Genomic DNA, 12,682 nt, shown 5'->3' with positions numbered 1-12,682 from the left:
GATGGGGCAGATTGCGCCCCTTCACTGTGTGACGTACGTGCGGCGGTCCTGCAGGGTCTGGGCAAAGATGCTTTCGTACTGGTCCAGCATGAGGTCCAGGTTCATCAACGAGGCGACGCTGTTGCGCGCCTGGCTGCCGAGGCGCTTAAGCAATTCGGGTTGCTGGTGCAGTTTGAGCATTGCCAGCCCCAACGAGTCCGGGTCATCGGGGCTGCACAGCAGGCCGTTGAGCGGTTCCTGAATGATTTCCGTCAACCCGCCCATGCGGCTGGCGATGATTGGCAGAGCATGCGCGCAGGCCTCGACGGCCACCATGCCGAACGGCTCATTCCACAGGGAGGGGACGATTGCCACGTCGATCTGGCGGTAGAAGTCTTCGGGCTTCTGGACGCCGACAAAGCTGATGTCCGGTGATGTGGCCATGGTCCTGAAGTGCTTTTCATCAGATGCCTGCCCACGCCCGGCAATCTGCAGGGTGGCTTTGAACGGCAGATGCTGAAACTGATCAATCAACCATCCCAGCCCCTTGTTTGTGGACAGCGTGCCCAGGTAACCGAAGCGCAACGGTGCATCATCGGCGGGTGCCTTGGGCTGCCCCGAAATCGGTGGAGTGAACGGGCTGGCGTTATGCACTACGTAACCCCGCGCGCCTTTGAAATAGCCCTGCGCCTGCAAGGTGTCGAGCATGAAGCGGCTGACACCCACGACCGTGTCGACCTGTTCTGACTGCTGTGCATGATTGCTGCGCAACTGCGTGCACATCGTGCATTGGCGCTGGCAGTTATGACCCTTCTTGAACATGGTGCTGGCCGGGCAGAGCAAGTAAAAGTCATGCAGGACCTGCACGATCGGGCGATTGGCCCCGGTTATTTCGTCCCACGCCGACACCGACCAGCCGGTCAGGTTATGGCACACCACCAGCTCCGGTTGCTCCAGTTCCATCACCCGCCCTACGTATTCGCGCATGCCGGCGTTGTAGCGATCACGCCAGTGCCAGGCAAGCCGCGCCAGACGGCCCGGACGCTGGGCCATGAAGTGCCAGTACCGGTTAAGCAGGCCTGCGCGATAGACCTTGACCCGATTGACCTCTGCCAACTGCAAACCGGGCCGGTCGGTGGTGGCCAGCACGGCGACGCTGTGCCCGCGTTGCTGCAAGCCCTCGACAGTACGTTGCAGAATGATCTCTGCGCCGCCGCCGATATCGGGCGCATAAAGGCTGCTGATAAACAGAATTTTCATAACGAGTAGGCCTTGTTCAGGCCCAGCACGCTGGCTTCCCCATCGTGAATGGCGTCGTTGAGCAGGTTCAGGCGCGCATCGGCGTCATAGCGCCAGGCATACAGGCTCAACAGGCAGAGAAATACCAGGCGATTGACTTGATAGAGCAGTGGGGAGGACGCCCAGATATGCCTGTCGAACCACGCCTGGTTACGCGCGGCGTAATAAGCGCGCAGGTCCGATCCGCCCGACAAGTAGCTTTCATAGACGTTGCGGGTGCGCGCCTTGATGTTCCATGAATCCTCGAGATCCTCCAGCAGCGCTTCGGGGACCAGAAATACCTTCCCGCCACCGTCGGTAATGCGCCAGGTGTATTCGGTGTCATCGCTGTACAGCTTGAGCGCGTCCAGTGGCAGACCGATTTTCTTGTACAGGCTGCGATGGGCCAGTAACCCCCCGTAGGTGGCGAAAGGGAGCTGCACCCGTTCCGGCATGGGCACGCTGGCACCGGGCTTTCCGAAGGGCAGGCGTCGCCAGATCTTGTATGGCAACTGGGCGATGTGAAAGCCGAAGAAGCTTGAGCGCCGCTGAATTGCGTAACGCAGCGGTACACCCGCGGCGATGTCCGCTTGATGCGTGGGGCGAAAGCCGAGCACTGCGCAATTGTCCCTGCCGTCGATCGTTTCACGTTCATGAAGAGACCGGTGTAACACCTCAATGGCATGGGTGGTCGGCGCGTTATCGTCGTCCATCAACCAGATGTAATCGTCGCCGGTTTCCAGCGCGGCCTTGATGCCTGTCGAATAGCCGTTGGCCGAGCCGGTGTTGTCAGGCAGCCAGAGCACCTGAACCCGGTCGGGCCACTCATCGCACAGCGCCTGCAATGGTGCAACGGAAGCGTTGCTGACAATGATCACACGGCCGATCAGCGGGCTCTCCAGCGAGCGGCTGATCAATGTGTGCAGATAGCTGAAACGGTCACCATAGGTGAGCGTCACCAAGGTGGTCTGGTGGGGCATGGTGTGGTTCCGGGGCTGGTTAAGCAGGCTGAGAGGCATGTTTCAGGCACACGCCTTGGGCAGTTTCCTACAGGTGCGGCAGGCCTTACGCGCGGGCTTCGACCCTTGACAGGCTGCTGATGGGCAACACCATTTTTTGTTGGCGTTGCAGCATGTTGAGCAGAATCACCGCACGCTCGGTACCGTCTTCGCTCAGAAAGATGGCTTCCACATCACTCCAGCTGCCCGTCGTGATCATTACCGGATCACCTTGAATAAATCGTGCTTTGGGCGCAGGTGTGGAGAGTCGCTGGCGGATCTGCTCGATCAGATGATCGCGGACCGGCACCGGGTGCCCGCCGAACGTCACAATGCGCGAGACGCCGCGTGTGGAGCGAATCGGGTACCAGTTGTCCTGTACCTGATCCATCTGAATGAACAGGTAACCGGGAAACAAAGGCTCGTCGGCCTGAACCCTGGCAGCGGTTTTTTTCACATCGACCTGCAGCGGTCGGTAGCAATGGAAATGCTGGCGTCGCAAATGCTCTTCGGCGCGGGCCTCCTGACGCGGTTTGGTCTGGATCAGATACCAGCGAGCTTCCTGGGCGGAGAGGGCCATGATTAATTCCTTTTAAATGAAACAGCTCAGTGAACGGCAGGCGTCAATACGGGTTATCGGGGCGCAGGGTGGTAGTTGTAGCCATAGGCCGCGTAGTCGTAATCGGACGTCGTGGCCTTGCGCACTACCGCGTTGAAAATGGCACCCTTGATCAGAATTCCGTTCTGGCCCAGGCGGCGCTTGCAGGCTTCGATTTCCTGGGCGGTGGTCATGCCGAAACGAGCAACCAGCAGACAGGTGCCTGCCTGGCGACCCACCAGCGTCGCGTCGGTCACAGCGAGGATGGGTGGCGTGTCAATCAGGATCAGGTCATACAGCGGCGACAATTCGGCCAGCATCTTGTTGAAGTTGTCATGCATCAGCAGTTCCGAGGGGTTGGGTGCAGCGAAACCACAGGACATAAAATCCAGATGCCGGACCCGCGTCTGATGGATGACTTCGGTGCACCGCAAGCGGGCGGCCAGCGTGTCGGACAGACCGTGTTTGGGCTGCAGGCCAAAGAGCCGATGCAGGTAGCCTTTGCGCATATCGGCATCGATCAGCAGAACCCGCCTGCCGGTCTGGGCAATGATGGTTGCCAGATTGCTCGATACAAACGATTTGCCGGCGCCTGGTGTCGGGCTCGATATCATCAGTACGTTGTTACGCGCCTCCAGCATGGCGAAGTGCAAGCTGGTACGCAGGCTGCGCAGCGATTCGATGGCCAGCTCGCCGGGTGCGGCAATGCTCAGCAGTCTTGAATCCTTGCTGTCCTGATCGCGCTTTTCCAGGCGTTCCTGCTGACGCGAGTGGGGCAGTGATGCGTAGACCGGCATGCCCAGACTTTCGATGACTTCGGCGCTCTCGATGCCCCGATAGAACGCCTGGCGCACGAATACGATGGTCATCGCGACCAGTGCGCCGATCAGCGTGGCGATCAGCACAATCAGCGTCTTCATCGGTTTGACGGGTTTCTCGACATTGGTGTCGGCGTTGTCGATGACCCGCACATTACCAATGCTGCCAGCACGCAGAATGTCCTGCTCCTGACTCTTGTTGAGCATCAATGTGTAGGTCTGGCTGATGACCTGCATATCGCGGGTCAGACGCAGCAACTCCTGCTGGGTCATGGGCAGCGCGTCGATTTTCTTCAACAGGCCTTGTTTCTGTTGTTCCAGCTGGTTCATCTGGCTCATCAGGCTGCGATAGGTCGGGTGCTCACGGGTGTACAGCCGTTCCAGCTCTACGCGCCTGAGTTTCAGTTCGGAAAGCATCGAGTCGAGGCTGACCACCTGATCAAGCACGCCTTTGGTTTCGATGCTCAGGTCCACCGACCTGGCGCTGGTCTGGAAGGTGTTCAGCGCAGTCTCCGCGTCCTCCAGCTGTTTGCGCACGGCAGGCAACTGCGAGCGTAGAAACTGCAGCCGTTGCGCGGCCTCGGCCGAACTGCGCTCCACGTTCTGGCGTACATAAAGATGGCTGACTTCGTCGAGAATCTGGTTGGCCCGCTGTGCGTCCTGGTCCTCGATGGACAGGTAGATGATGCCCGAGTCCCGGCCGGCTTCGGCGATTTTCAACCGGTTCTGATAAACCAGCGCGGTGCTGAGCGTGCGCTGTCTGGAGACACTGAAATCGGTACCGGGACGCGCCCGCAGCGCAGCGACCTGAATCTTCACCCCGTTGCCTTCGACAATGCGGTTGATGGTGCCGCCAAGCAGCAGATTGTGCTCGTTGTCGTAGAGCGAGAACTGGCCAGGCTTGCCTGCGATGAGGGTGAGTTTTTCGCCCAGCAGGTGCTCCGGCACCTCCAGCTGGAATACCTCGATTTTCTCGCCACCCCACGCGTATTGCGTCAGGCCGAATAACGGCTTAGCCAATTCACCGTCGCGCACTGGCTTGAAGGTACGGTATAGGTAAGGGCCGATTACCGGAAAGAAATCAGGTGTCTGCAGCGTATTGAGCTTCAGATCGTCGACGACCTTGCCCAACAATGCGCGCGACTTGATCAGCTCGATCTCGGTGGTCGCCTGCGACACTGACAATGGCTTGGCGCTGACCTCCGGGGTGCCCTCGATGCCGATTTTTCGGGGCTCTATCTGGATCATGGCGGTGGCCTGATACACCGGCGTGGCCAGAATGGCATAGCCCAGACCGATCAGAAAAAACAGGCTGACGGTCCACAGGATCAGCGCTTTGTGATCGAACAGCATGCGCAGGACCGCTGCCAGATCAATCCGGGAGTCCTGGTGGATATCCAGCGAAGGACGGTTCATGACGGTCATTTATCCTGTTGCTCCTGACTGAAAATGAGGAAGCCAGTCGTCAATGCAGCGTGAGAGCTGCGTGTAGGTCTGTTCAAAGGCTGATGCGGGACGTCGGTAAGGGTCGGCGATGTCGAGCGGGTGCTGCCATTTACCGATCAGAAAGGCTTTGCCGCGTACTTCGGGTGCGAGTTTGAGGACGTCGGCAAAATGTGCCTGCTCCATCAGCAGAATCAGGTCGGCCTGGCGTAGCAGATCACGGCTCATCTGCCGAGCTGCATGGCGCTGTGGCTGTACCCGGTGCGTTTGCAGAACCTGCCGAGCCGCCGGGTCGATGGACGAACCTGACAGCGCGGCGATGCCTGCTGACTGAACGCGCACCTGCGTGGCCTCCAGGCGTTGATGCAGTATCGCGACGGCCATCGGGCTGCGGCAGATGTTGCCGACGCACAACACCAGTACGTTACTGAACATGTGCTTTGCCACTGGTCTGGAACAGGCGTCTGCTCAGGTTGACGACAACATTGCCGGCCACTTTCCACAACGTCTGCAGTTTGTGGCGGGGGGCGAGCGCGGCCAGCGAGAGGCACACCGTCTGCATCAGGAAGTGTTCGTACAGGGGCTGATTGCCCAGACGATTGTAATAGTTGGCCAGGCTTGAACAGGTCTGCAGGTTCATATGCAATTTGCGTTTGTCGCTGCGCATGGAAAACACGCCGCCGGGGTGCAGCCGATAGGCAGCCGGCTTGATCTGCGCCATGAACTTGCCTTTGCCGTAGGCCCCCAGCAATGACCACCAGCACATATCGTTCAACGGTGCACCGCACATGCTCAATTCGGGCGGCATTGTGCTGAACACATTGCGAAAGCAGACGGTCAGGGTCGACAGGCGTCTGGCCTGTTGCAGCTCCAGCGCCGTAGCATCGTTGCGCAACAGGCCTTGCAGTTGCACGCCGTACTGGCCGTATTCGTCGAAGGCGAACGCGTCGTGATAGGTGATGACGTAATCGGCATGGCTCTCGAGAAAGTCCACTTGCAGCTGCAGCTTTCGCGGATCAGTCCAGTAATCGTCGGCTTCGCAGTAGGCGATGTAACGGCCGCGGGCTTCGGCGAACAGGCCCGGAACGCAAGGTGCGCCCTGACTGTACTGGTTGACCTGTTGATAGAAGGGCCGAATGATTGTCGGATACCGCTCGGCGTAGTGCGCAATGATGCGTGCAGTGCTGTCCGTGGATGCATCTTCGTTGATCAGGATTTCAAACCTGAAATCGGTCTGCTGTGACAGAAACCCTTCCAGTGCCTGAGCAATGAAGGCCTCCTGGTTGTAGGCGGGGCATATGATGCTCAGCAACGGCGATGCCACGCAGGGTTCGCCGGTATTTTTTGCAGTGTCGTCCATGGCTCAGGTACTCGGTTTGCTGAACAAAACATAGATTTTTGACGCTAGCGGCCCATGGCTTGCCGCCACCAGTGCCAGAGTGACAAGGCCGCTGGCGGCGAGCGCCAACAGCAGGCTGCCACGGCTTTCATCGGCAATCAGATGGAACACAGGCGCGCTGATCGCCAGGCCCGCAGCGGTCATCGCACTGATACGCAGAATGTCGCTCAACCATTGCCGATGAAGACCCGGTGCCAAGTGCTGATGGACGATGACGGGCCATATGGCGAAGGACGTCGCACGCAGGAAAAACCACGCCAGCGCTGCGCCGTAAACGCCTTGATAATGGATAGCCACGAACATTACAGGCACGCTGATCAGTGTCGAAATCACGCTGTACCACAGGTGCAAGTGCATTCGGCCATAGGCGTATTGCAGGTAGAACTGGAAAGCAGTGGCAGCCATGATTGCGCTGCCCAGCGCGTACCAGCCCAGCACCGGTCCACTCCAGCGCGCAGCGGCGTCATCACCCGTCCAGGCGATAATCAGCGGCTCGGCATACAGAGCAATTACGCCTGCCAGAGGGAACAGAAAGGTACAGGCAAGGCGATTGGCTGCCAGAAACAACGTGTGCATGTCGTCGCGCCTACCTTCGGCCACCAACACAGTCAGGCGCGGCAAGAGCGTCTGAACCAGCGGGTTGCTCAGCATCACGATGCCCGTGGCGATCAACGCAACCAGTGAGAAGTAGCCGTACTGGTCCAGTGGCAGCAGATTCGACAGCAGCACCTTGTCCACCTGAGTCAGCACAATCCACAGCACTGCGCTCAACGACAGACTGGCGGCGAACGGCAGTAGCGGCTTGATCAGTTGCCAGTCCAGGCCGGTCAGGCAGCGCGGCGCAGGCATCTGCCTGCGGGCTTTGCTGGCAAAAAGCAGGGCTTCGAGCAGCCCGACCACGAGCTGAAATACAAAAAAGTCTTGTGGGTCTCGGGAGAACTGACTGACCAGCAGCAAGCCGCCGAAGTAGCGCAGCGTTGCAATCGACACATTGGCAGCGTTCAGCTAGGCGTGCTGCTCAAGGCCCTGAATGGCGCTTTTATAGAGTGTCGAATACAGGCGCAAGGCGATGATGATGCCCATCAAGGTGATGCACTGCGCCAGAGTGTCGGGTTGCAGCGTATTGGCGTTCAACCATTGTGCTGCGATCCAGGGACTGGCGACATGGACAAGCAGGCCGCAGAGCATCGTGATCGGTAGAAATATCAGTTCAAATGAGCGCAGTAGACGGCCCAGGCTTTTCTCGCTCACGGGAGTGCCTTGCTGATGTGCCACTGCGCGCACCAGGCTGGGAGACAGTCCCGCGTCCAGCAGTTGCAGCCAGGCTTGCAGCAGGGTGAAGAAACCGATCAAGCCGTAGGCCTCGGCACCCAGATGGCCCAGATAAAACGGCATGATCAGAATCCCGACCAACATTACATAGGCCTGTCCGCTGTAGTTCAGGACGGTGTTGCGAATGATCGAACGGCTGCGAATGACCGGGCTTGTGTCACGCATGATAGTCAGCAGACCCTGGCAGCGGAGCAAGCCGGGTAGTCCATATCTGTCACAGCACAGGTTTCGATCAGCGTGCGTATGACCAGGTCCTGCTCGCTTTTCAGCAGGCCGGGATAGATCGGCAGGCACAGCACTCGTTCGCTCAATGCTCTGGACACAGGCTGGCCGGGCTGTGGCTGCAGGTATTCAAGGGTGTCCAGTGAGGGGTAAAAATAGCGGCGAGGGTTGATCTTGCGCAGGTTGAGCGCAGTGCGCACCGTCAACAGCTGTTGCTCGTTACGCAGCGCCACCGGGTAATAGCTGTTATTGAGTTCGCTGTCGGCCTGGGGTTTTTGCAGATCCAGGTAGCTTTCCAGCGCTGACGTATAGAGGTGAGCGATTTGCGCGCGCTCTTCAAGGATGTTGCCTATGTTGTCGAGAATGCACAGCCCCATGGCTGCGGAGAATTCGTTGAGCTTGGCATTGATGCCGATGCCGTCGATTCGGTCTACTCCCGATATGCCAAAGTTGCACATCAGGTGGGCGCTTCTGGCCAGTTCGTCATCGTTGGTGATGATCGCGCCGCCTTCAATCGTGTGGAACAGTTTGGTGGCATGAAAGCTTAAGGTGCTGATATCGCCATGATTGAGCACCGACTGGCCGGCATGACGCACGGCAAATGCATGTGCGCCGTCATAGATCACCTTGAGCTTATGTTCGCGGGCAATCTGCTGAATGGCTTCTACGTCGCAAGGATTGCCGAACACATGGGTGCCCACGATTGCCGTAGTGTCTTCGGCGATGCTGCGTTTGATGTGCTGTGGCGAGATATTCCAGGTGTCCGGATCAATATCGGCAAAGACCGGGCGAATACCTTCCCATTGCAGCGAGCTGCTGGTGGCGACGAAACTGAATGGCGTTGTAACAGCGCTGCCACTCAAGCCCAGAGCCCGATAGGCAATCTGCAGCGCAAGAGTGCCATTATTGGTCAGAATAATGTGTTTGACGCCCAGATAGTCCTTGAGCCGGTCCGTCAGATCCTTGGCCAGCGGGCCGTGATTGGTCAGCCAGCCGCGGGCGTAGATACCTTCAACGTAGCGTTTGAACTGGTCGATATCACCCAGATACGTCTTGGTCACATTAATCATCGAAGCCTCCATGTTTCTCTGAATCGGGGTATTGCCGAGTGAGTGACCAGACATCTTTTTCGCGTACGGGCGCTGCATTGCTTCAGGCAACGCTACCGCCACACCGAACGTGTTCAGTACTTTAAAAATAGAATGGAGAGTCAACAGACATCCGCCGGCACCTGCTGAGCACCGTGGAAATAACTGAAAGCGTGGGACGGAACAGCGGTCAACTTCGGCTTGATTATCCCGACGCCATGCTCTGCGGCATGTGCGTGACAACGGAATGCGCCTGACGGTCCTATATATCGGTCGCGGCAGGGTATCTGTCAAATTATTTCGTCATCTTTCTGTTATATTTTTCATAAATGGTAAAGCAGATTTCATAACTAACTGATTTATAAGGGTGTCAAAAAAATATCATCTTGCAGGTGTATTTAAATGACACGCTGAACGTGCTTTGCAGGACGTCAATAAGTCGCTGGATTTTACAATTTGCGCCTCTTTATATTTCCAATTGATCTATTTAAATATCAATTAATAATTTTTGGTTCTATGCGGTTTGGTGCATGATCGTGTTCATGGACTGCAGGCAGGAGAACGAACATGAAAGAGCCAGTGCTGTATTTTGATTACGCCGCCACTACGCCTGTGGACGAGCGTGTTATCAGGGTCATGGTCGATTGTCTGGGTGTGTCAGGCAATTTTGGCAACCCTGCATCCAGCGCTCATTCATTCGGACAAAAGGCCCGCGTTGCGGTAGAGATTGCCCGTGAGCAGGTTGCCCGTCTGGTAGGTGCTCAGGCCTCGCAGATCATCTGGACCTCCGGTGCCACCGAATCCAGCAATCTGGCGCTCAAGGGTGTGGCTCAAGAACGCGCGAAGAGGCAGGCAGCATTCGCCGGAGGCAGATCCGGTCATATCATCACCAGTCAGATCGAACACAAGGCAACCCTTGATACTGCGCGGCAACTTGAGGAAGAGGGCGTCGAGGTTACCTGGCTGGCACCGGACAGCGATGGCCTGATCAGCGCCGACGCGGTCAGTGCCGCTTTGCGCGATGATACGTTTCTGGTCTCGCTGATGCTGGTCAACAACGAACTGGGTACGGTCAACGACATCGCGGAAATCGGCAGGCGGGTAAGGGCTCACGGCGCATTGTTGCATGTCGACGCTGCGCAGGGCGCTGGCAAGTTGCCGATTGACTTGAGTCAGCTCGCGGTAGACCTGATGTCGCTTTCTGCACACAAAATCTATGGGCCCAAAGGGATTGGCGCGCTGTATGTCGGCCCGCGCGCGCAGCAACGGGTTCTCGCCCAGATTCACGGAGGCGGGCATGAATGTGGTCTGCGCTCCGGCACCCTGGCGACGCATCAGATTGCCGGGATGGGTGCGGCCTTTGCCCTGGCGGCCGAAGTGCTTGAAGAAGAAGTTGTTGAAATACAGCGGCTCAACAGTCTTCTCTGTGAGCGACTGGCCGATATTCCGGGTGTGTGTATCAACGGCAGTCCCACCCAGCGGATTGCCCACACCCTCAGTTTTACATTCACCCACAATGATCTCGACGTTGCAGCGCTGGGTGACAAACTTGCCTTCTCTTCTACCTCGGCCTGTAACTCGGCGAAGAACCTGCCTTCACACGTCCTGCTGGCTCTGGGGCTGAGCCCGCAGGCTGCCGGTCAGACCATACGTCTGAGCCTGGGGCGCTTCACTCGTGATCAGGATATCGAGCGTGCGGCCGAGTCGATTCATGCCTGTCTGATTCAGCCAGCGTTCTGGGCGGTTGCTCAGTCTCGATGAGTGCTCCATTATCTGAACCGGTGAAAGCAGTCAATTTCCGGGTCAGCAGGAGAGTCAATGAGCACGCAATCCAATGCCAGTTCAGAAGTGGCAGAACGTTTGGCGCAAACCCGCGCCTTGATGAGCAGGGAGCGCATCGATGCCTATCTGGTGCCGTCAGCGGATCCGCATCTCTCCGAATACCTGCCCGGCTATTGGCAGGGGCGCCAGTGGCTGTCGGGTTTTCACGGTTCGGTCGGTACACTGATCATTACCCAGGACTTTGCAGGCATATGGGCTGACAGTCGCTATTGGGAGCAGGCAACCAAGGAACTGGCAGGTAGCGGTATCGAGCTGGTGAAACTGTTGCCGGGCCAGCAGGGGCCGCTTGAATGGCTGGCGGACGAAGCCAAAGCCGAAAGTGTAGTTGCCGTAGACGGTGCGGTCCTGGCCGTTGCCTCTTCGCGCACTCTTGCAAGCAGGCTTTACGCGCGTGGTGCTCGCCTGCGCACGGATATCGATCTGCTCACCGAGCTGTGGCAGGACCGTCCTGCCTTGCCGTCTCACCCAATCTACGAACACTTGCCCCCTCAGGCATCTCTGGACCGTGCTGAAAAACTGGCTCGTGTTCGCCAGATCGTTGCCGAGCGAAACGCTGACTGGCACTTCATCGCAACACTGGATGACATAGCCTGGCTGTTCAATCTGCGTGGCGCTGACGTTTCCTACAATCCGGTTTTCATCGCCTTCGCCTTGATCGGCCCGCATAGCGTCACGCTGTTCGTGGACTCAAGGAAAGTGCCTGACCCGGTGCGCTCGCGTCTGGAGCGCGACGGCATCAATCTCATGGAATACACGCAGATTGGCGCAGCCTTGCGCGAGCTGCCGAAAGACGCACGATTGCTGGTTGATCCGGCGCGTGTAACCTGCGGCTTGTTCGATTACCTGGACAGTGAAGTCACCCTGGTTGAAGGGCTTAATCCGAGTACGCTGCTGAAATCGCAAAAAACCGAGACCGATACAGGTCACATCCGTCAGGCAATGGAGCAGGATGGTGCGGCGCTCTGCGAGTTCTTCGCCTGGCTGGACAGTGCACTGGGACGTGAGCCCATCAGCGAAGTGACGATTGATGAAAAGCTTACTCAGGCACGGGAGCGACGTCCTGGATATGTTTCACCCAGCTTTGCAACCATTGCAGGGTTCAATGCCAACGGCGCGATGCCGCATTACCGAGCGACTGAGGCGGAGCATGCGCAGATAGAAGGTGATGGCTTGCTGTTGATCGACTCGGGCGGTCAATACCTTGGTGGCACCACCGATATCACGCGCATGGTTGCGATCGGAACGCCGAGTGCCGAGCAGAAGCAGGACTGTACGCGGGTTCTCAAAGGCGTTATTGCGTTATCGCGCACGCATTTTCCCAAGGGCATTCTTTCGCCGTTGCTGGATGCCATTGCCCGAGCGCCAATCTGGAGTGAGGGCGTCAACTACGGTCATGGCACCGGGCATGGTGTCGGGTATTTTCTGAACGTCCACGAAGGGCCACAAGTTATTGCCTATCAGGCACCTGCAACGCCGCAGACAGCAATGCTCCCAGGCATGATCACGTCTATTGAACCTGGTACTTACCGGCCCGGGCGCTGGGGTGTGCGCATCGAAAACCTGGTGATTAATCAGGAAGCGGGCACTACCGAGTTCGGCGAGTTCCTGCGTTTTGAAACCCTGACACTTTGCCCGATCGATACGCGTTGCATCGAGGTCTCGATGTTGAACGAGGAAGAGCGCAC

The 12,682-nt window shown here is 57.9% G+C and carries 9 protein-coding genes and 1 pseudogene (1 of these 10 running past the window's edge); 2 read left to right on the top strand and 8 right to left on the bottom strand.

The genetic code is table 11. The features are described from left to right. Positions 1-21: 21 nt before the first annotated feature. The 8 genes and pseudogenes from LJU29_RS16830 to LJU29_RS16795 form a co-directional block, all read right to left on the bottom strand. A complete protein-coding gene (locus tag LJU29_RS16830) occupies positions 22-1,239 on the bottom strand; it encodes a glycosyltransferase family 4 protein (RefSeq protein ID WP_257110963.1) in 1,218 nt (405 codons plus the stop codon). Next, positions 1,236-2,237, bottom strand: a complete 1,002-nt coding sequence (locus tag LJU29_RS16825) for a glycosyltransferase (RefSeq protein ID WP_057453472.1) — start codon at positions 2,235-2,237, stop codon at positions 1,236-1,238. Before LJU29_RS16825 ends, LJU29_RS16830 begins: the two co-directional genes overlap by 4 nt. A gap of 85 nt (positions 2,238-2,322) precedes the next feature. After that, positions 2,323-2,835, bottom strand: coding sequence for a transcription/translation regulatory transformer protein RfaH (gene rfaH, locus LJU29_RS16820; RefSeq protein WP_005754380.1), 513 nt, complete (start codon positions 2,833-2,835; stop codon positions 2,323-2,325). A gap of 53 nt (positions 2,836-2,888) precedes the next feature. Then, a complete protein-coding gene (locus tag LJU29_RS16815) occupies positions 2,889-5,096 on the bottom strand; it encodes a polysaccharide biosynthesis tyrosine autokinase (protein ID WP_257110962.1) in 2,208 nt (735 codons plus the stop codon). Further along, the gene (locus tag LJU29_RS16810; RefSeq protein WP_002554036.1) at positions 5,097-5,549 is read right to left on the bottom strand and encodes a low molecular weight protein-tyrosine-phosphatase; all 453 of its coding nucleotides are present in this window, start codon (positions 5,547-5,549) and stop codon (positions 5,097-5,099) included. Further along, positions 5,539-6,474, bottom strand: coding sequence for a glycosyltransferase family 2 protein (locus LJU29_RS16805; protein ID WP_257110961.1), 936 nt, complete (start codon positions 6,472-6,474; stop codon positions 5,539-5,541). The genes LJU29_RS16810 and LJU29_RS16805 overlap by 11 nt, the downstream gene beginning before the upstream one ends. A 3-nt stretch (positions 6,475-6,477) precedes the next feature. Then, a pseudogene (locus LJU29_RS16800) lies at positions 6,478-8,010 on the bottom strand (lipopolysaccharide biosynthesis protein). 5 nt (positions 8,011-8,015) lie between these two features. Continuing rightward, positions 8,016-9,137, bottom strand: a complete 1,122-nt coding sequence (locus LJU29_RS16795) for a DegT/DnrJ/EryC1/StrS family aminotransferase (protein WP_057422158.1) — start codon at positions 9,135-9,137, stop codon at positions 8,016-8,018. 585 nt (positions 9,138-9,722) lie between these two features. Here LJU29_RS16795 and LJU29_RS16790 point away from each other — a divergent pair. Together LJU29_RS16790 and LJU29_RS16785 are read left to right on the top strand one after the other, a co-directional pair. After that, positions 9,723-10,916: a cysteine desulfurase family protein gene (locus tag LJU29_RS16790; protein ID WP_005754369.1), complete on the top strand. Its 1,194-nt coding sequence runs from the start codon at positions 9,723-9,725 to the stop codon at positions 10,914-10,916. 57 nt (positions 10,917-10,973) lie between these two features. After that, positions 10,974-12,682, top strand: partial view of an aminopeptidase P family protein gene (locus LJU29_RS16785; protein WP_257110960.1) — the 5' portion only. The gene runs 100 nt beyond the window's last position; the window shows 1,709 of its 1,809 coding nt (coding positions 1-1,709); the start codon lies at positions 10,974-10,976; the stop codon falls past the right edge of the window.

It is taken from the genome of Pseudomonas ficuserectae, from assembly GCF_024584585.1.
GTDB lineage: Bacteria > Pseudomonadota > Gammaproteobacteria > Pseudomonadales > Pseudomonadaceae > Aquipseudomonas > Aquipseudomonas amygdali.
Note: the sequence above shows the minus strand (reverse complement) of the source record. Positions and strands in the feature narration are given on the sequence as shown.